Annotated in this window: 18 protein-coding genes; 9 read left to right on the forward strand and 9 right to left on the reverse strand. The window is 61.9% G+C overall.

Annotated features, from left to right (window positions below; all coding sequences use genetic code 11):
• The first annotated feature begins 59 nt into the window (after window positions 1–59).
• The 4 genes from BFQ04_RS17665 to BFQ04_RS17680 are packed head-to-tail and all read left to right on the forward strand — an operon-like array spanning window position 60 to window position 2,767.
• Entirely contained in the window at window positions 60–350 is a 291-nt protein-coding gene (locus BFQ04_RS17665) for a hypothetical protein (RefSeq protein WP_065951911.1), read from the forward strand.
• A complete protein-coding gene (locus BFQ04_RS17670; RefSeq protein ID WP_065951912.1) occupies window positions 350–1,210 on the forward strand; it encodes a DUF72 domain-containing protein in 861 nt (286 codons plus the stop codon). Before BFQ04_RS17665 ends, BFQ04_RS17670 begins: the two co-directional genes overlap by 1 nt.
• A 27-nt stretch (window positions 1,211–1,237) precedes the next feature.
• Window positions 1,238–2,065, forward strand: coding sequence for an isocitrate lyase/PEP mutase family protein (locus BFQ04_RS17675; RefSeq protein WP_065951913.1), 828 nt, complete (start codon window positions 1,238–1,240; stop codon window positions 2,063–2,065).
• 21 nt (window positions 2,066–2,086) lie between these two features.
• Window positions 2,087–2,767 (forward strand): extensin-like domain-containing protein, encoded by a 681-nt coding sequence (locus tag BFQ04_RS17680; protein WP_065951914.1) that lies wholly within the window; start codon window positions 2,087–2,089, stop codon window positions 2,765–2,767.
• A gap of 3 nt (window positions 2,768–2,770) precedes the next feature.
• On the opposite strand, the gene BFQ04_RS17685 is transcribed toward BFQ04_RS17680, so the two are convergent.
• Entirely contained in the window at window positions 2,771–3,391 is a 621-nt protein-coding gene (locus tag BFQ04_RS17685) for an energy transducer TonB (protein WP_065951915.1), read from the reverse strand.
• A 96-nt stretch (window positions 3,392–3,487) separates the two neighbouring features.
• Between BFQ04_RS17685 and BFQ04_RS17690 the strand changes: the two genes are divergently transcribed.
• Window positions 3,488–4,270 (forward strand): class I SAM-dependent methyltransferase, encoded by a 783-nt coding sequence (locus BFQ04_RS17690; protein WP_065951916.1) that lies wholly within the window; start codon window positions 3,488–3,490, stop codon window positions 4,268–4,270.
• Between the two features lie 86 nt (window positions 4,271–4,356).
• On the opposite strand, the gene BFQ04_RS17695 is transcribed toward BFQ04_RS17690, so the two are convergent.
• Window positions 4,357–5,010 carry a TetR/AcrR family transcriptional regulator gene (locus BFQ04_RS17695; RefSeq protein ID WP_065951917.1) on the reverse strand — a complete coding sequence of 218 codons (654 nt, stop codon included), beginning with the start codon at window positions 5,008–5,010 and terminating at the stop codon, window positions 4,357–4,359.
• A 93-nt stretch (window positions 5,011–5,103) separates the two neighbouring features.
• On the opposite strand from BFQ04_RS17695, the gene BFQ04_RS17700 reads away from it, so the two are divergent.
• From BFQ04_RS17700 to BFQ04_RS17710, 3 genes are all read left to right on the forward strand, one after another.
• Window positions 5,104–6,204: an efflux RND transporter periplasmic adaptor subunit gene (locus BFQ04_RS17700; RefSeq protein ID WP_065951918.1), complete on the forward strand. Its 1,101-nt coding sequence runs from the start codon at window positions 5,104–5,106 to the stop codon at window positions 6,202–6,204.
• A gap of 6 nt (window positions 6,205–6,210) precedes the next feature.
• Window positions 6,211–9,270, forward strand: a complete 3,060-nt coding sequence (locus BFQ04_RS17705) for an efflux RND transporter permease subunit (protein WP_065951919.1) — start codon at window positions 6,211–6,213, stop codon at window positions 9,268–9,270.
• A 128-nt stretch (window positions 9,271–9,398) separates the two neighbouring features.
• The gene (locus BFQ04_RS17710; protein ID WP_065951920.1) at window positions 9,399–9,614 is read left to right on the forward strand and encodes a hypothetical protein; all 216 of its coding nucleotides are present in this window, start codon (window positions 9,399–9,401) and stop codon (window positions 9,612–9,614) included.
• Window positions 9,615–9,680: 66 nt separating this feature from the next.
• Here the strand turns inward: BFQ04_RS17710 and BFQ04_RS17715 are convergent, their stop codons facing one another.
• The 3 genes from BFQ04_RS17715 to plsB are packed head-to-tail and all read right to left on the reverse strand — an operon-like array spanning window position 9,681 to window position 13,350.
• The gene (locus BFQ04_RS17715) at window positions 9,681–10,370 is read right to left on the reverse strand and encodes a DUF4197 domain-containing protein (RefSeq protein WP_065951921.1); all 690 of its coding nucleotides are present in this window, start codon (window positions 10,368–10,370) and stop codon (window positions 9,681–9,683) included.
• Window positions 10,371–10,392: 22 nt separating this feature from the next.
• Complete coding sequence (locus BFQ04_RS17720; protein WP_065951922.1) at window positions 10,393–10,794, reverse strand: YbaY family lipoprotein; 402 nt, start codon at window positions 10,792–10,794, stop codon at window positions 10,393–10,395.
• Between the two features lie 51 nt (window positions 10,795–10,845).
• A complete protein-coding gene (gene plsB / locus BFQ04_RS17725) occupies window positions 10,846–13,350 on the reverse strand; it encodes a glycerol-3-phosphate 1-O-acyltransferase PlsB (protein ID WP_065951923.1) in 2,505 nt (834 codons plus the stop codon).
• Window positions 13,351–13,529: 179 nt separating this feature from the next.
• Between plsB and BFQ04_RS17730 the strand changes: the two genes are divergently transcribed.
• Window positions 13,530–13,739: a cold-shock protein gene (locus tag BFQ04_RS17730; protein WP_065886074.1), complete on the forward strand. Its 210-nt coding sequence runs from the start codon at window positions 13,530–13,532 to the stop codon at window positions 13,737–13,739.
• 145 nt (window positions 13,740–13,884) lie between these two features.
• On the opposite strand, the gene BFQ04_RS17735 is transcribed toward BFQ04_RS17730, so the two are convergent.
• The 4 genes from BFQ04_RS17735 to BFQ04_RS17750 all read right to left on the reverse strand — a co-directional run bounded on the left by BFQ04_RS17735 (window position 13,885) and on the right by BFQ04_RS17750 (window position 19,115).
• Window positions 13,885–14,262 carry a hypothetical protein gene (locus tag BFQ04_RS17735; RefSeq protein WP_065951924.1) on the reverse strand — a complete coding sequence of 126 codons (378 nt, stop codon included), beginning with the start codon at window positions 14,260–14,262 and terminating at the stop codon, window positions 13,885–13,887.
• Window positions 14,263–14,315: 53 nt separating this feature from the next.
• Window positions 14,316–15,125: a putative RNA methyltransferase gene (locus BFQ04_RS17740; RefSeq protein WP_065951925.1), complete on the reverse strand. Its 810-nt coding sequence runs from the start codon at window positions 15,123–15,125 to the stop codon at window positions 14,316–14,318.
• A complete protein-coding gene (gene dapE, locus BFQ04_RS17745; protein ID WP_065951926.1) occupies window positions 15,125–16,276 on the reverse strand; it encodes a succinyl-diaminopimelate desuccinylase in 1,152 nt (383 codons plus the stop codon). The genes BFQ04_RS17740 and dapE overlap by 1 nt, the downstream gene beginning before the upstream one ends.
• A gap of 247 nt (window positions 16,277–16,523) precedes the next feature.
• Window positions 16,524–19,115 carry a glycosyltransferase gene (locus BFQ04_RS17750; RefSeq protein ID WP_065951927.1) on the reverse strand — a complete coding sequence of 864 codons (2,592 nt, stop codon included), beginning with the start codon at window positions 19,113–19,115 and terminating at the stop codon, window positions 16,524–16,526.
• Window positions 19,116–19,182: the final 67 nt, after the last annotated feature.

The following is a 19,182-nucleotide window of genomic DNA, read 5'->3' on the forward strand; positions in this document are numbered from 1 at the left end:
CATTTGCGCGCTACGGATCGCGCCACTAAAATGCCATTACTGATAGCGAGTTCGCGCCTATGCGTATTGATGGCTTTTCCTCACAGTCGTACCCGATCAAGCGTAAGCCGCGCAAGGCGAACGCTACGGTGGACGATTTGGTCGAGGACTCGCCGGACTTCATTGAAGTCCAATCCGACGCGCAGGCCGGTACCCAAGCTCGTATCAGCGGTCTTCCCGCCCGTCAGCAAGACATGGTCTTCCCCCGCTCCATGAGCAAAAGCGTAGCGACGGCCCTGGCCAGCTACCTGACCACCGCCGGTTTTGTCGAATGGGATATGGAAGTGCTGGGTCTCGATATCCACATCTGATGCGCCTGCCTTACTACATCGGCTGCCCGTCCTGGAGTGAAAACGCCTGGCGCGAGTACCTGTACCCCGCCGATGCACGTTCCAACGATTACCTCGGGCTCTACGCCCAGGTCTTCAACGCCGTTGAAGGCAACACCACTTTTTATGCTCGACCCTCGGCCGCGACCGTGCAGCGCTGGGCCGACATCATGCCCGATGACTTTCGCTTCACCGCCAAATTCCCGGGTGATATCAGCCATGCCGGTGACTTGCGCGAACAACTGCCGGCGGCGGAAAGTTTTATCGGCTTGATGAGCCCGCTGGGCGAGCGTGTGTCGCCGTTGTGGCTGCAACTGTCGAAGGGTTTTACCCCGCACCGCCTCGGTGAGTTGGCCGGGTTCCTCGATGGCATTGATCGTCCACTGGCGGTTGAAGTGCGTCACGATGAGTTCTTCGCCAAAGGCGAGGCCGAGCGCATGCTCAACCGCCTGTTGCGTGACCGTGGCGTCGAGCGCGTGTGTCTCGATCCGCGCGCGCTGTTCAGTTGCACCTCCACCTCGGCGGCCGTCCTGCATGCCCAATCGAAAAAGCCCAGGGTGCCCCCGCGTCCGGCGGCGTTGACTCAATGTCCCCAAGTGCGCTTTATCGGGCACCCCGAGCTTGAAGCCAACGATCCGTTCCTGATGCCCTGGGTTGAAAAGATCGCCAGTTGGATCGAAGAGGGGCGCACCCCCTACATGTTCCTGCACACCTCGGACAACCGCCTCGCTGCCCAATTGGCCTTGCGTTTCCATGACCAACTGATGGCACGTTTGCCGGGGCTTGCGCCGCTGCCGACCTTGCATCGAGAACCCGTGGCGGAGCAACTGGGGTTACTCTAGGGCTCTTTTCCCCGCCAGGAGCCCGTCATGGATGCCCAAACCCTTCGCGCCGAAAGCTTCAAAGCCCTGCACGCGCGTGACCGTGCCTTTGTGATGCCCAACCCGTGGGATGCCGGTTCCGCCATCATGCTTGCCAGCCTGGGCTTCGAAGCGTTGGCCACCACCAGCGCGGGCTTTGCGTTCAGCCTGGGGCGGCCGGATGCCGAAGGCGCGCTGTCGCTGGAGGACACCCTGGGCAATGCCGGCAGCATCGTCCGGGCGACTGCGCTGCCGGTCGCCGCTGACTTGGAAAACGGTTTCAGCGACACCCCCGAAGGCTGTGCCCAGACCATTCTGCGAGCTGCCGCCACCGGTATCGTCGGTGGCTCCATCGAAGACGCCACGGGCGTTGCCGCCGACCCAATCTACCCCTTCGACCTGGCCGTCGAGCGCGTCGAGGCTGCCGTTGCTGCCGCCCGCAGCCTGGCATTTCCCTTCACGCTGACGGCTCGCGCAGAAAACCTCCTGCATGGCCGCCTGGATTTGCCCGACACCATTCGCCGCCTGCAAGCCTACGCCGAGGCGGGCGCCGATGTGCTGTATGCGCCGGGCCTGCGCAGTGCCGAGCAAGTGCTGGCGGTGGTCAAGGCCGTCGCGCCCAAGCCGGTGAATGTATTGATGTCCGGTGGCTTGAACCTCAGCGTCGCGCAGTTGAGCGAACTGGGCGTGCGCCGCATCAGCGTGGGCTCGGCCCTGGCCCTGGCGGCCTACGGCGAGTTCTATCGGGCGGCACAGGAGGTCTACGGGTTGGGCACCTTCACCTTTACCGAGCGCAAGATGCCGTTCGATCAGGCCAACCAATTCTTCAAGGGCTAAGCCGTGCGATCGATCGGATGGATGGGCACGTTGCTGCTGCTCGGTGGCGCTGTTGCGGTGGGCGTATGGCGGGGCTGGGTGCCGGTGCCGGACGAGTGGAACCCCTGGGCACCGCTGGATGTGCGCGCCAGTCCGAACCTGTTGACGCGCTACAAGTTGGGGCGGCTGCAGGATGATCCGTTGCTGTGCGACCAGGTGCTGAAAACCTCGGGGTTGCGGGTGATCCGCCAGGCGGACTCAGCCCCCGACGCCGCCTGCCCGTTGCGCAACACGTTGCGGGTACAGGGCGGAGAGGTGGGCTTGAGCAGCAGTTTTCTGGCCAGTTGCCCGTTGGCCGTAGCCTTTGCGTTGTTCGAGCGGCACAGCCTGCAGCCGGCGGCTCAGGCGATCTATGGCGAAGCGGTGACGCGGGTCGACCACCTGGGCAGTTTTGCCTGTCGTAATATCTACAACCGCGCCGAAGGCCGCCTCAGTCAGCACGCCTCGGCCAATGCCCTGGATATCGCCGGGTTTCGCCTGGCCGATGGACGCCGTATCAGTGTGCTCAAGGATTGGCCGGGCGACGGCGCTGACGCACGGTTTCTGCGCCAAGTGCGTGACAGTGCGTGTAACGCTTTCAACGGGGTGTTGAGCCCCGACTACAACGCCGCACACCGTAACCATTTTCATCTGGATATGGGGCGCTGGTGGGTGTGCCGCTAAGCGTCAGGCGGCCAGGCGCAAGTTGTTGACGATCAACGGGCGTGCCCAGTGGTAGTCAAAATCCAGGGCCTTCTGTTGTTCGACCAGATCCTGTTCAGTGAACGGGGTCGCGGGCGGTGGCAGCAAGTCCAGCTCGAACTCGGCAATCGGCAGCTGCAGCGGGCGGGGTTGCGGCGCCGGGCCGGGTTCAGCGACGGGTTGGCCCGCGTTCAGGACAATCGGGCGTACCCAGCCGCTTTCGAAATGCTGCTGGCGTTGCTGGGCGATGATCTCTTCGTCAGGGAACGGCGCGGGCGCGGGGGGCAGCAGCTCGGTCTCGAATTCGGCAATCGGCAGGAACAGCGGCTCAGGCGGGGCGACCTCGGTGTCTTTCACGTCACACTCACGCTGGGTGAGGATCTGCGCCAGCAGGTCGGCGCCTTCGCTGGGTTCCACCGCCGAATCCTGCGGTGCAGGCGCCGTGGCGGCCAGCGCGCCCGGCGTAGCACCGAGCTGTTCGGCCAGGGCACGGGCGAAGAAGTCCTGCCACACATGGCTCACCCCGGCCAGCGCTTGAGTATTGCGCAGGCCGTAGTGGTTGTGGGTCGGCAGTACACCGATAGTTAGGGGAAGAATGTCTGACATTTTTCTCGGTCGACGCTCAGCTCTGGCAAAATACCTGACTGTTGTTTTTATCGGCCGGTATTGGCCGATCCTTAATATTTTCGAGCGTAGCGATTGATGAGCGAACAACCAGCGGCCAGCCGCATTCGGGTCGAGGCCTTGGCCGAAGAATTCCAGGCCCGCGCCGAGCAGTGGGCTGCGCTGCTGGGCTTGCCTGTGCAACTCGATGCGGCGGATTTTTCCCTGCAGGTCGGGGAACAGGGCCTGCAATTGCAACAGCTCGGGCCGGACGCGCCGGGCCCGGTGCGGGTCGACTTTGTCGAAGGTGGCGCGGCGCACCGGCGTTTATATGGCGGTGGCAGCGGGCAGATGATCGCCAAGGCGGTGGGCGTCGCCCAAGGCGTGCGTCCCCGTGTGCTGGACGCCACGGCGGGCTTGGGCAAGGATGCATTCGTATTGGCAAGTCTGGGCTGTGAGATGAGCCTGATCGAGCGTCAGCCGTTGATTGGTGCGCTGCTTGAAGACGGCCTGGCACGCGCCGCGCAGGATTTTGACGTGGCACCGATCGTGGCGCGCATGAAGCTGCACAAGGGCAATGCCATTGATGTGATGCTCAATTGGCAAGGCGAGCCGCCGCAAGTGATCTACCTGGACCCGATGTTCCCGCACCGCGAGAAAACCGCCCTGGTGAAGAAGGAAATGCGCCTGTTCCGGCCACTGGTCGGTGATGACCTGGATGCACCGGCCTTGCTCGCGGCGGCCCTGGCCCTGGCCAGCCACCGCGTGGTGGTCAAGCGCCCGCGCAAGGCACCGTGCATTGACGGGCCCAAACCGAGCCATGCGCTGGAGGGCAAGTCCAGTCGTTATGACATTTATCCCAAGAAGGCGCTCAAGGTTTAGGTTTCAAGCCTTAAGCCTCAAGCCTCAAGCCTCAAGCCTCAAGCTGCAAGCTGCAAGCTGCAAGCAAAGGCGCCTTTCACTTGCAGCTAAACGCTTGCGGCTGCCCCCCTCCCATACGCCCGCATGAACAACCCCACTACCTCCCGAACATGCTCTTCGGCAGCTTCTTCGCTCAGTTGCCCGCCGCAGCCATACAGCAAGCGGAAATTCGCCGTGCCCTTGAGCAGGCAAAAAAAGTGCTCCGCGGCCTTGAAGGGGTTGTCGATGCTCAGTGCGCCGCCCTGGTCAATCTTGCCGAGCAGGCGCTCCATGCCTTGCAGCATGCGCATGGGGCCGGCTTCAAAGAAGATTTGTGAGAGTTTTACGTCCTGATTGCCGGTGGTCATCATCAAGCGATGCAGGTTCACCGACTCCTCACTGTTGATCAACCGATGGAAGCCCCGCGCGATGTTCAGCAGCACGGTCTCCACAGGCATGCCTGCAGGCAGCTCGAAGTACATCACCGGCAATTGCTCTTCACACTTGGCCACCACCGCTGCGGTGAACAGGTTCTCCTTGTCGGTGAAGTGGCTATAGACGGTGAGTTTCGATACCCGGGCCGCAAGCGCGACGGCGTCCATGCTGGTATTCGCGTAACCCTTGCTCAGGAACAACGATTTGGCGGCCTCGAGGATTGCCTGGCGTTTTGCCATGTCCTTGGGGCGCCCGGGACTAGGGGTGTTCACAGGATTGTCGGACATTTTCACCTTTAATACTGGACTGGTGAGTTTGGTATTAATAACATACCGGCCAGTATAATTATTCCAAGCCTCATTTGCGAAAGGTCCCACAGCATGCGCAGCACTTTCCTGCCCTTTGCGTTGCCTGTCAGCCTGATCTTCCTGTTGGCCGCCTGCGGCCATGAAGAAGCGGCCCCCACTGCCCCCCGCCCGGCCATGGTGGTGCAACCCCAGCCCCTGGCGCAGTCGATGGACAGCTATCCCGGTGAAGTGCGCGCCCGCTATGAGCCGGACCTGGCTTTCCGCATCAGTGGCAAAGTCAGCAAGCGCCTGGTGGAAGAGGGCGAGCGGGTCAAGGCCAACCAGCCGTTGGCCGAGCTCGACCCCCAGGATGTGCGCCTGCAACTGGAAGCCAGCCGTGCCCAGGTGGCTGGCGCCGAGGCCAACCTGAGCCTGGTGCGCGCCGAGCGTGACCGCTACAAGACCCTGATGGACCGTCAGATGGTCAGCCGATCCCAGTACGACAATTCCGAAAATCTTTATCGAGCGGGTGTTGCGCGCCTCAAGCAGATCAAGGCTGAGTTCGACGTGTCCAGCAACCAGGCCGGGTATGCCGTGCTGCGTGCGCCCCAGGACGGTGTTGTCGCCAAGCGTGCGGTTGAAGTGGGCCAGGTCGTCTCCGCCGGCCAAACCGTGTTCACCCTGGCCACCGATGGCGAGCGTGAAGTACTGATCAGCCTGCCGGAGCAAGGCTTCGGCCGCTTCAAGATCGGCCAGCCGGTATCGGTTGAGCTGTGGAGTCAGCCGGATCAACGCTTTGCCGGACGCATTCGCGAGCTGTCGCCCGCCGCCGATCCGAAGTCGCGCACCTTCGCTGCACGGGTGGCGTTCACTGGCGGCAAAGTCCCTGCAGAACTCGGACAGAGCGCTCGGGTATTCATACCGATCAACGGTGTGATGCCTCTGTCGGTGCCGCTGTCTGCCCTGAGTGCGGAGAACGGCGCGTCTTATGTCTGGCGTGTGGCGCCGGACAACACCCTCAAGCGCACCCCCGTGCGCATCGGCGCATTTGGCGAGAAGAACGTGCCGGTACTCGAAGGCCTGGCGCCCACCGACTGGGTGGTCGCGGCGGGTGTGCATGTGCTCCATGAGGGCCAGCAAGTGCGCCCGGTGGATCGCGCCAACCGCGTGGTGAATCTGGCGGCCAAGGAGTAGTCCCCGATGGGTTTCAATCTTTCCGAGTGGGCGTTGCGTAATCGCCAGATCGTACTGTTCCTGATGATCCTGCTGGCGGTCGTCGGCACCTTGTCTTACACCAAACTGGGGCAAAGCGAAGACCCTCCCTTCACCTTCAAGGCCATGGTGATCAAGACCAACTGGCCAGGAGCAACCGCCCAGGAAGTGTCACGCCAGGTCACCGAGCGCATCGAAAAGAAACTGATGGAGACCGGCGAGTACGAGCGCATCGTCTCGTTCTCGCGGCCCGGCGAGTCCCAGGTGACCTTCATAGCCCGCGACGCCATGCACTCGGCGCAGATTCCCGAGCTGTGGTACCAGGTGCGCAAGAAGATCAGCGATATCCGTCAGACCTTGCCAGCGGATATCCAGGGGCCGTTTTTCAACGATGAGTTCGGCACCACGTTCGGCAATATCTACGCCTTGACCGGTGACGGTTTCGACTACGCCGTGCTCAAGGACTACGCCGACCGTATCCAGATTCAGCTGCAGCGGGTGCCGGACGTGGGCAAGGTCGAGCTGCTCGGCCTGCAGGATGAGAAGATCTGGATCGAGCTGTCCAACCTCAAGCTCGCCACCCTCGGCCTGCCATTGGCCGCTGTGCAGCAAGCCTTGCAGGAGCAGAACGCGGTGTCGACCGCCGGCTTCTTTGAAACCCCGAGCGAACGGGTGCAGTTGCGGGTGTCGGGCAACTTCAAGAGCGTGGAAGAAATCCGTAAATTCCCTGTTCGGGTGGGGGACCGAACCTTCCGGATCGGCGATGTCGCCGATATCCAGCGTGGGTTCAACGACCCACCGGCACCGCGCATGCGTTACATGGGCGCCGACGCCATTGGCCTGGCCGTGGCCATGCGTGATGGCGGCGACATTCTGGTGCTGGGCAAGGCACTGGAGCGTGAATTCGCACGCTTGCAGAAGAACCTTCCGGCAGGCATGGAGTTGCGCAAGGTCTCGGACCAGCCGGCAGCGGTGAAGACCAGCGTCGGCGAATTCGTCCAGGTACTGGCCGAAGCCTTGGCCATCGTGTTGCTGGTGAGCTTCTTTTCCCTGGGCGTCCGCACCGGCATGGTGGTGGCCCTGGCGATTCCGCTGGTGCTGGCCATGACCTTCGCCAGCATGTATTACCTCGGCATCGGCCTGCACAAAATCTCCCTGGGTGCCTTGGTGCTGGCCCTGGGCTTGCTGGTGGATGACGCGATCATCGCGGTGGAGATGATGGCGATCAAAATGGAGCAGGGCTTCGACCGGATCAAGGCCGCAAGTTTTGCCTGGACCAGCACCGCCTTCCCCATGCTGACCGGCACGTTGATCACCGCCGCGGGTTTTTTGCCGATTGCCACCGCGCAATCGAGTACCGGCGAGTACACCCGGTCGATCTTCCAGGTGGTGACCATTGCACTGCTGGCCTCATGGGTCGCTGCGGTGGTGTTTGTGCCGTATCTGGGCGAAAAGCTGCTGCCGGACCTGGCGAAAATACATGCGGCCAAGCACGGCACCGACGGTCCGGACCCCTATGGCACGCCCTTCTACCAGCGTGTAAGACGGTTGGTGCAGTGGTGTGTACGTCGGCGCAAGACCGTGATCGTCCTGACCCTGTTGCTGTTTGTCGGCGCGGTCGGGTTGTTTCGTTTCGTGCCGCAACAATTCTTCCCGGCCTCGGGTCGCCTGGAGCTGATGGTCGACCTGAAACTGGCCGAAGGTGCCTCCCTGAGCAACACCGCCGACCAGGTCAAACGCCTCGAGGCCTTGCTCAAGGAACACGCCGGCATCGACAACTACGTGGCCTACGTGGGCACCGGTTCGCCGCGTTTCTACCTGCCGCTCGACCAGCAACTGCCGGCTGCCAGCTTCGCGCAATTTGTGGTGTTGGCACACACCATCGAAGAACGCGAAAACCTGCGCACCTGGCTGATTGGAACCCTTGACGAACAGTTTCCTGACCTGCGTTCGCGCGTTACCCGCCTGGAGAACGGTCCGCCCGTGGGCTACCCGGTACAGTTTCGCGTGACCGGTGAGCACATCGAAGAAGTCCGCGCCCTGGCGCGCAAAGTCGCGGCCAGGGTTCGCGAGAATGCCCACGTGGTCAATGTGCACCTGGACTGGGAAGAGCCGAGCAAGATCGTCTATCTGAATATCGACCAGGACCGCGCCCGGGCGCTTGGCGTGAGCACCGCCAACCTGTCGAAATTCCTGCAAAGCTCCCTGACCGGCGCCACCGTCAGCCAGTACCGGGAGGACAACGAGTTGATCGAGATTCTTCTGCGCGGCACCGTCCATGAACGCACCGAGTTGTCGCTGCTGCCAAGCCTGGCGGTACCGACCGATAACGGTAGAAGTGTGGCCCTGGCGCAGATTGCAACCCTCGAGTATGGCTTTGAAGAAGGCATCATCTGGCACCGTAATCGCCTGCCGACAGTGACCGTGCGCGCCGATATCTACGGCAAGGAACAACCCGCGACCCTGGTCCAGCAGATCCTCCCGACCCTGGAAGACGTGCGCGCCGAGTTGCCTGACGGCTATTTGCTGGAAGTCGGTGGCACGGTTGAAGACTCTGCGCGCGGACAGAACTCAGTGAAGGCCGGCGTGCCATTGTTCATCGTGGTAGTGCTGACCTTGCTGATGCTGCAACTGCGCAGCTTCTCACGCACGGTGATGGTGTTTCTGACCGCGCCCCTGGGCTTGATTGGCGTCACGTTGTTCCTGCTGGTGTTTCGTCAGCCGTTTGGTTTCGTGGCCATGCTCGGCACTATTGCCCTGTCGGGGATGATCATGCGTAACTCGGTGATATTGGTGGACCAGATCGAACAGGACATCAAGGCGGGGCTGACGCCCTGGCAGGCGATTATTGAAGCCACGGTCCGCCGCTTCCGGCCGATCGTTCTGACGGCACTCGCGGCGGTACTGGCGATGATTCCACTGTCACGCAGTGTGTTCTTCGGGCCGATGGCGGTGGCAATCATGGGCGGGTTGATTGTGGCGACGGCGCTGACGCTGCTGTTTCTACCGGCGCTTTACGCGGCGTGGTTCAGGGTTAAACAGGAATGACGATGGTTATGGCGAGGAACGTTTCTTAAGGTTTCGCCACTCATGGACTACCTGATTACAGGTATCCGGCCCGTCGGACTTCACGCCGGCTGGCCGGATCTCAAATCTGATGATTCAAGGAGCAACCAATGGGACTATTCATCGGTAAATCGTTGAGCGTTTCGGTCAACAGCAGCTTTGGCGGGGGCAACTGCGCCAAACCCAAACCACCAGCAGATGACTGCAATGACAATTGCAAACCCAGGCATGACAGTCATGGCGGTGGCGGCTCGATCAAGTTCGGTTTGAGCGTGATGCCACTGGGCGCAGTGATCTTTGGCGGGCTGGCCGGCAAGTTGTTTTAACGGTGCAGTAAGTCAGTGGGCCCGGGCAGGTGATCTTTCCCCACCTGCTCGGGTGCCCACAGGTGTTTACAAGGCGCCAAACACTTTCTTGGCAAGGCTGGTGGCGGCAGCTGCCGGATTCTTGCGAATCGTTTCTTCCTGCTGCGCGATCATCTTGAACAAGCCGTCCAGTGCCTGTTCGGTCACGTAGTTTTCAACGTTGGCGCTTTTGGCATCCACTGCGCCGAACGCCGCTGCCTTGCCGGCGAGCGCGTTGTACTGCTGGGCCACGCCGACCTTGTCGGTTGCGGCCTTGACGATGGGCAGGAATTTGGCGCGGATTTGTTCGCGGCTGCTCGTGTTCAGGTACTGGGTGGCTGAATCCTGACCACCGCTGAGGATGCCTTTGGCATCGGTCACGCTCATGTTTTTCACGGCATTGACCAGGATCGGCTGGGCCTGGGTCACAGCGGTTTCCGCAGCTTTGTTCATACTGGTTTCCAGCTGGGTGACCTGATCGCCCATGCCGAACATCTTCAGCTTGTCAGCGACCTTGCCCAGCTTGCCCGGCAGGCCGATTTTCACCTCGGGGTTATTGCTGAAACCCCCGGGCGTGCCCAGTTGTTTCACCGCGATCTGTGCGCCTTGGGTCAAGGCATCCTTCAGGCCGCCGCTGGCGTCGCCCTGGGACAGGCTGCCAAGGTCCAGTGCCATGGCGTTGGCGCCCAGTAGCAGTCCGGCGAACAGGGCGGTGAGGCGAAGAGGGTTACGGAGCATGGGCGCTTCCTTATGGTTGAATTCAGTGGGCTGGCGCGTCGACACGCAAGCGCAGTGGCTGTGGGTCCTGGCCGTTGAGTTGAACTGCATGGCGCTGCGTGGTGATGAACAGTAGCTTGCCATCCACCTCGATGCGAGCGCTGACCGAGTAGCTGTGACCAGGCTTGACCTGCGCCGGGTCATAGCTCAGGTGAAACGGCAGCGGTACCTGGCCCTTGATCGGGCCTTTCTGTTCGGCCAGGACTACGGCGGGAGCATCCATCAAGGACACATCCTGCAGGCTGACGCTCAAGGTGGCGGTTGGCGGCAGTGCGATGCGTTGCAGGTAGAACACTTCGCCGTCGAGGCTGGCCTTTGGGGCGGGGGGCATGGATTGGCAGGCTCCGAGCAGGGCGGTGAGGCCCAGGAGGATAATCTTTTTCATGGTGCAGCTCCTTTTCAACGGCGCCGGAAACCGCCCGGCGCCTTGTTCAATCTAGCGGGTTTGCGCAGGTTCCACCGCTTGCTCGGCCACGCCATCGACGCGATGCAGCGCCACCTGGCGAATCGACAGGCGAATGTCCGCCGGCAGTACCCGTTTCGCCGCGCCTTCCGCCAGTTCGCCGAGCAGGTCGTGGTAACTCAGCTTGCCGGCTTCATCGCGGCGCAGCACATCTTGCTCCAGCAAGGTCTGGATGAAATGTCGGAAAAGGCTCTTGTCGAAGAATTCCGGGGCATTGAGGCCATGCAGGATCGACAGGCGCTGGGCCATGATTGTGCACAGGTCCTCCAGTTCTTCGGCGCTGATGCTGTTCCGGCCGCTGTTGAGCAGCAGCGAAATCGCCATGTAGAAGCGCTGCAAGGTTTGGGCGATGCTCTTGGACAGCAGGGTCAGCAGTACAAAGTGCCGCGAACTCGGCGCCGCGCGCAGATACACGTTGTTTTCAAAGCGCAGCAGGCCCTGTTCGACAAAGGCCTCCAGCCACTGGTCAACCACGCCATCCAGCTCTTCCAATGACCAGCGGATAAACAACTCCGATTGCAGGTATGGATAGAGCGCCTGGGTATAGCGCAGGATCTGCTCGCGGCTCATCCGCGAACTGCTCTGGAAAAAGCTCGCCAGCAGGGCTGGCAGGGCGAAGATGTGCAGCACGTTGTTGCGGTAATAGGTCATCAGGACGGCATTTTGCTCATCCAGATAGACAATCTTGCCCAGGGCATCGCTTTGCTCCGACAGCAGGTCCATGTCCTTGACGTGCTTGATCAGCGCCAGGCCATCGCCCTCCGGCAGGGTGGTGTGGGGTGAATAAGGCACGCGGCGCAGCAGCGCCAGGTATAGGTCCAACTGGCGGGCCATGGCTTGTTCATCCAGGGCCAGGCGGGTGGTCGACAGCAGTGCCAGTGCCACCAGGTTCACCGGGTTCACCGCGGCGGCTTCGTTGAGGTGGCGGGCCACCTTTTCGCTGAGGCGGTGGGTGGTTTCATTCAGCCACGCCGGCTTGAAGTTCGGGCCCAGTTCCTGGGCGCGCCAGTCCGGTTGCTCGTGGTCGAGAAACTCCGCCAGCTTGATCGGCTCGCCGAAGTTGACCGCGACCTGGCCGAAGCGCTGCTTGAGCGCGCCGACGACTTTGAAGATATCGAAGATCGACTCTTTCTTCTTGCTCGCACCGCGCAGTTCGCCAAGATAGGTGCGGCCTTCGAGCACGCGTTCGTAACCGATGTACACCGGCACGAACACGATGGGCATGCGCGAAGAGCGCAGGAAACTGCGCAGGGTGATGGCCAGCATCCCGGTTTTCGGCTGCAGCATGCGACCGGTGCGCGAGCGGCCGCCTTCAACGAAGTACTCCACCGGGAAGCCCTTGGTAAACAGGGTGTGCAGGTATTCGTTGAACACCGAGGTGTACAGCGGGTTGCCCTTGAAGGTGCGGCGCATGAAAAACGCACCGCCACGGCGCAGCAGGCTGCCGATCACGGGCATGTTCAGGTTGATGCCGGCGGCAATGTGCGGCGGGGTCAGGCCGTTCTTGAACAGCAGGTAGGACAGCAGCAGGTAGTCGATATGGCTGCGGTGGCACGGCACGTAGATTACTTCGTAGCCTTGGGCAACCTGTTGCACGCCCTCGATGTTATTGACCTTGATGCCGTCGTAAATCTTGTTCCAGAACCAGCTCAGCACCACTTCCAGAAAGCGGATCGCCGTGTAGGTGTAGTCCGAGGCGATTTCGTTGCCATAGCGCAGGGCCAGGGCCTTGGCTTTTTCCGGCGATATCTTTTCGCGCTCGGCTTCATCGGCAATGGCCTGGCGCACCAAGGGCATATTGACCAAACCCTTCACCAGATTGCGCCGGTGGGACAGGTCGGGGCCGATCACGGCGGTCTTGAGGTTACGAAAGTGCACACGCAGGATGCGCTGGGCCATTCTTACGGTGCGTTCGTGCCCTTTATTGTGCTCGATCAATTCACGCAGGTTGATGGGCGCGGAGAATTGCACGCGGGTCTTTCGGCCGAGGATCAGGATGCTCAACAACCGGCGCAGACGCCCGGTGACCGCCCAACTGTCGGCGAACAACAGCTTCCAGGGGCTGGACTCGCTTTCGGGGGATTGGCCCCAGAACACGCTGACCGGAATGATTTGTGCATTCTCTTCGGCATGTTCGCTCAGGGTGTTGACCAGGCGCGTCAGGGTTGGCGGTGCGCCGCGCTTGTCCTGGCGCCCGAGCCAGTCCGGCTCCGGCGTGAGGTAGAAGAACGCCGCAGGTTCCATCAACGGGCCTACCGATACCGGCAGCACCGGGCGCGGCAGGCCAGCCTTGGTGCACTCGGCATCGACCACGGCCAATTCGGTCAGGGAGGGCGATTGCAGGACGTAAAACACCGGCCGGCTGCGGTCCAGGTTAAGGGTTAGGGACGACTGGTTGATCGTCTCCGAGCGAACCCAGAGGTACAACAGTCGGCGCAAGGTGCCAAACACCAGACGGCGGAACGGGGAGCGGGTCATAGGCGAACTGCTTCAAGTGGAAAAAACCGAGCAGGCGCTCGGGCGGGTAGTGTGCCGTATTCGCCGAAAATCGGCAAAAAAGCAGCGATGTAAAGTTGAGTTGATGGTTTTTGAGCGTGTCTTATACTCGGCAGTTCAACGCCAGCGACTCAATAATAAAAACCAGTGGGAGTGAACAGATGACAACGCGCGAAACCGGCAATGTGAAGTGGTTCAACGATGCAAAGGGCTACGGCTTTATCCAGCGTGAAGATGGCAAGGATGTGTTCGTGCACTACCGCGCCATTCGCGGTGACGGGCACCGCTCGTTGGCCGAGGGCCAGCAGGTGGAGTACGCCGTGGTGACGGGCGAGAAAGGCTTGCAGGCCGAGGATGTGGTCGGCCTGTAAGGCCGAGCTGCAGGTAACAAGCTTCGAGCTGCAAGCTTCAAGCTTCAAGCTTCGAGCTGCAAGCTGCAAGCAGATTGGCTTCAGCTTGCAGCTTGCAGCTTGCAGCTTGCAGCTTGAGGCTTGAGGCTTGAGCCTTGCAACCGCCTTAAGCCGTTTTCCAGGTGATTTCTTCTTCACCGTCCGCACTGATGCGCATCCAGCGGTCAGCACTTTCCTCGCCTTCTTCCTCAACCCAGGTCCCCGGTGCGCAGCGCACTTCAACGTTCAGCGCGGCAAACGCGGCGCGGGCGCAGGCGATGTCGTCGTCCCACGGGGTCTGGTCGCTTTCCAGGTACAGGCTGTTCCACTTGCCGACGGCTTTTGGCAGCCAGGTCACTGGTACGTTGCCGGCCTTGCACTTGTAGGTCTGGCCCTTCTGGACCCAGTCGGTGCATGGGCCCAGGGCGGCGCCCAGCCAGGCGGCGATGGCCCTGTAGTCGACGTCGGCGTCCTTCAGGTAAATCTCGATATCGGGTTGGCGCATGGATGTTCCTCGTTGCGGGATTCGAAAATCCATTCGCGGATGCTGAAAAAAGTTTATTGAAGCACGAAATAATCGTAGCGCATCGACACTGTGACCTGCAGCGGCTCGGCGGCCTCGATGACCTCGCTGCGTCGCTCTGCACTGGCACGCCAGCCGTGTGGGGTCATGGCCAGCAGGTTGGCGCGGTCCCTGGGTTCGGCCAGGCTCAGTGTGAACTCAAGGGTTTCGCTGTGTGCCAGGTGCATGCCATCCGGCACCAGGGCCAGATGCTTGTCGTCGGTGTACGCGCGCACTTCGTCGTACAAGCGCTCGCGCAGCTCCATCAGATGGCCACGTGTAGGACCGACCTTCATCAGGCCGCCGCCCGGGCTGAGCAGGCGCTTGGCTTCCTGCCAGTCCAACGGGCTGAACACGCTGGCGAGAAACTGGCAACTGGCGTCGGCCAACGGTACACGGGCCATGCTGGCGATCAACCAGGTCAGCGCCGGGTTGCGCTTGCACGCACGCTTGACCGCTTCCCTGGAAATATCCAGGGCGTAGCCGTCGGCGTGGGGCAGGGCGTCGGCGATCTGCGCGGTGTAGTAACCCTCGCCGCAGCCGATGTCCACCCAGCGTTGCGGCGCGCGTTCAGCGGCCAGCTCGGCCAGGCGCCTGGCGACCGGGGCGTAGTGGCCGGCGTTGAGGAAATCACGGCGTGCCTCGACCATGGCGAGATTATCACCTGGGTCGCGGCTGTTCTTGTGCTGCACCGGCAGCAGGTTGAGGTAACCCTGGCGGGCGCGGTCGAAACGGTGCCCGGCGGGGCAGGCCACGCCATTGTCCACCGCACTGAGCGGGGCATTGCAAAGGGGGCAGGCCAGCATCAGGCGAGCAACTTGATCAGGGTCTGGTAGTAGATTTCGGTCAACACATCGAGGTCGCTGGCAAGGATGCGCTCGTTGACCTGATGGATCGTCGCATTCACCGGGCCCAGCTCGACCACCTGGGTGCCCAGGGTGGCGATGAAGCGCCCGTCGGAGGTACCGCCACTGGTGGACGCCTTGGTCTCACGCCCGGTGATCGCCTTGATGCTGGCCGATACCGCGTCGAGCAATGCGCCCGGCTCGGTGAGAAAGGGCAGGCCCGACAGCGCCCAGTCCACATGCCAGTCCAGGCCGTGTTTATCCAGAATCGCGGCGACTCGCTGTTGCAAACCTTCCACGGTGGACTCGGTGGAGAATCGGAAGTTGAACACCGCCGTCAGGTCGCCGGGAATCACGTTGGTGGCGCCGGTGCCGGAATTGAGGTTGGAGATCTGGAAACTGGTCGGCGGGAAGAAGCTGTTGCCGTCATCCCAATGCTCGGCGGCCAATTCAGCCAGGGCCGGCGCGGCGAGGTGGATCGGGTTCTTCGCCAGGTGCGGGTAGGCCACGTGGCCCTGTACGCCGCGTACGGTCAAGGTAGCGCCGAGGGAGCCGCGACGGCCGTTCTTGACCACGTCGCCCACCAGGGTGGTGCTCGACGGTTCGCCGACGATGCACCAGTCCAGGCGCTCCTTGCGCGCGGCCAGGCGTTCGATCACGGCCTTGGTGCCATGGTGCGCCGGGCCTTCTTCATCGCTGGTGATCAGGAAAGCCACCGAACCCTTGTGGTCCGGGTAATCCCTGACGAAGCGCTCCGACGCCACCAGCATCGCGGCCAGGCTGCCTTTCATGTCCGCCGCGCCACGTCCGCACAGCATGCCGTGTTCGTCGATCAGCGCGTCGAACGGATCGTTCTGCCAGGCCTGCACCGGGCCGGTGGGGACCACGTCAGTGTGGCCGGCGAAGCACAGCACCGGGCCGTCATGTTGGCCATGGGTGGCCCAGAAGTTATCCACGTCCTCGATGCGCATCGGCTCGAGCGCAAAACCGGCGTCGCCCAGGCGCTGCATCATCAGCTTCTGGCAATCGGCATCGATCGGCGTGACCGATGGGCGACGGATCAGGTCGATGGCGAGTTGAAGGGTCGGCGAAAGGTCGGCATGGGCCGTCATGGGGAAACTCCGGAAAGCGTGTAATGGGCGCAGGACGAATGTGCTGAAACGGCGCAGATTCAATGTGGGAGGGGGCTTGCCCCCGATGGCGGTTTATCAGCAACAAATTAGCTGACTGACACGCTGCTATCGGGGGCAAGCCCCCACCCACATGAAGCAATCGGTGCTTGCCTGATCCAACAAAACGGCCGTTATCTTATAGCAAAACGGCGGCCAGAGGCCGCCGTTTAGTGCATTACGCAAGTTTTTACACCGCAGTGACTGGCTCGGCCTTCGGTGCCGGTTTGGGCAGCGACGACAGGAACGCCATGATCAAGGCGGCCACATACGGCAGCGACTGCACCAGCAGCATCACCACCCAGAAGCGCATGTCATTGCTCGGCAGGCCTTGCACCAGGTAGATACCCAAGGCCGCGCCCCACAACAGCAGCATGATGAACATTTCTTCGCGAGCCTCGGAAATCGCCACCCAGAAGCCATGGTTGTCGGCGTTTTTCGGTGTACGAAAAAACGGAATGCTGGTGGTGAAGAAACCGTACAGCACCGCCTTGGCGATGGTGTGCGATAACGCCAGGCCGGCCAGGGCCGCGCAGAATGCATCCTTGAGGTTCACCCCGACCGCACGGCGGTACAGGAAGATGATCTTGCCCACCTTGAACACGAACAGCGCCAGCGGCGGGATCGCGAAGATCAGCAACGGCGGATCGACGCGGGTCGGCACGATGATCATCGCCGCCGACCACAGCAGCGCGCCGACGGTGAAGAAGATGTTCATGCCATCGGCCACCCACGGCAGCCAGCCCGCGAGGAAGTGATAGCGCTGGCCACGGGTCAGCTCGGTATCTTTGCCGCGCAACAGGCTGGCGGTGTGGCGCTTGATGATCTGGATCGCACCGTAGGCCCAGCGGAAACGCTGTTTCTTGAAGTCGATAAAGGTATCCGGCATCAGGCCCTTGCCATAGCTGTCGTGGTAATACGCCGCCGACAGACCCTTTTCGAACACGCGCAGGCCCAGTTCGGCATCTTCACAGATGCACCAGTCGGCCCAGCCCAGTTCTTCGAGCACCGAGCGACGGGTCATGGTCATGGTGCCGTGCTGGATAATCGCGTCGCGGTCGTTACGGGTGACCATGCCGATATGGAAGAAACCCTTGTATTCCGCGTAGCAGAGCTTCTTGAACGTGCTTTCGTTCTGGTCGCGGTAATCCTGCGGCGATTGCACCACGGCGATTTTCGGGTCGGCGAAGTGCGGCACCATGTGCTTGAGCCAATTGGGCGACACGCAGTAGTCGGAGTCGATCACCGCGATCACTTCGGCGTCCTTGGCGGTGTGCGGGATCAGGTAGTTCAACGCGCCGCCCTTGAAACCGGCCAGGGGCGCGACGTGGAAGAACTTGAAGCGCGGGCCGAGGGTCTGGCAGTAGTCGCGCACCGGCTCCCACACCGCCGGGTCCTTGGTGTTGTTGTCGATGATCAGGACTTCGTAGTCCGGGTAATCGAGCGCCGCGAGGGCATCGAGGGTCTGTTTGACCATGTCCGGCGGCTCGTTGTAGCACGGCACATGGATCGACACTTTGGGCCGGTAGTCCGATTCCCCCTCGACCGGCAGGAATTCACGCCGGCGCTTGTGGGTCCACACCGCTTCCGCCAGTTCGTGGGCTTCGGTCAACAGCACGATAAACACGCCCAGGGCGCCGAGGGCCAAGAGGATGCCGACGGTGACGCTGAACCAGGTGCTGTATTGCTGGCTGTAGTCGTAGCCGATCCACACCAGCACCGAACCGCACAGGAACGCGATAAACGTGAGGAAAGTGCGGCCACGCTGGCGCAGGGCAGAGCCGTCGATCATCAGCAGGGTCAGGGACAGCAGCGCCAGCACCACCGAGCCGATGGCCAGTACCCGCCATTGCGGGATCGCGACCACCGGGCCTTCAAAGTTGAATTTCTGCTGGCGTGCGGCGTTGAATACGCCCCAATAGGCGCCGGCCGAGCCTTCGTCGCTGACCTTCCAGGGCTGATCGAAGGCTTCGATCACGAAATAGTTGAACCCTTGGCGGTTCAGTTTGTTAACCAGGGTGCGCAGGTAAACCGCCTGGTCCGCTGGCGACGTTTCATTGCCACCGCGCATGCGCCCGTTGCTCGGCCAGCCAACCTCCGACAGCAGCAGCGGCTTTTTCGGGAACAGTTTCTTCAGATCCCTGGCGCGGTCGAGTACGTACTGGCCGGCCTTGTCCATCGGAATGAATTCCCAGAACGGCAGGATGTGCGCGGCGATCAAGTCGACGTGCTTGGCCAGTTGCGGGTTCTTTTCCCAGATGTGCCATTGCTCGGAGGTGGTCACCGGCACTTTTACCGCAGCGCGCACCCGGTCCAGCAACACGATCAGCGCTTCGGGGGTGATTTCCTCGCGGAACAGCGCCTCGTTACCGACCACCACCCGCACCACACTGCGCGAGCTGTTGGCGATTTCGATGGCGCGCTGGACTTCGCGCTCGTTACGCTCCAAGTCCGGGCTGATCCAGATCCCCAGGGTGACGCGCAGGCCGAACTCTTCGGCCAGCTTGGGAATGTCCCCCAGCGTGCCGTCGACCGAGTAGGTGCGGATGTTATCCGTCAGCTTGCTCATGATCGCAAGGTCCTGACGCATCTGCTCGTCGGTGGGGTACTGGTCTTTCTGAGGGTACTGGCCTTGCTGGAACGGCGAGTAGGAAAAACCGGAGATCTGCTCGGGCCAGTTGGGGGCGGTAACCGGGCGGTTGATCAGCGCCCAGAAACCCGTGAACAGCGCGGCAATTGCCAGCACGATCACCAGGTTGAGTCCAAATTTACGCGATGCCATGGTTATGTCGGGTTCCAAAGGGTGTGGAACGAAAAGAGGTGTCGGCCTACGCCAACCGGCGCGCATC

The organism is Pseudomonas sp. 37 R 15 (assembly GCF_900004865.1).
GTDB classification, from domain to species: domain Bacteria; phylum Pseudomonadota; class Gammaproteobacteria; order Pseudomonadales; family Pseudomonadaceae; genus Aquipseudomonas; species Aquipseudomonas fluorescens_AM.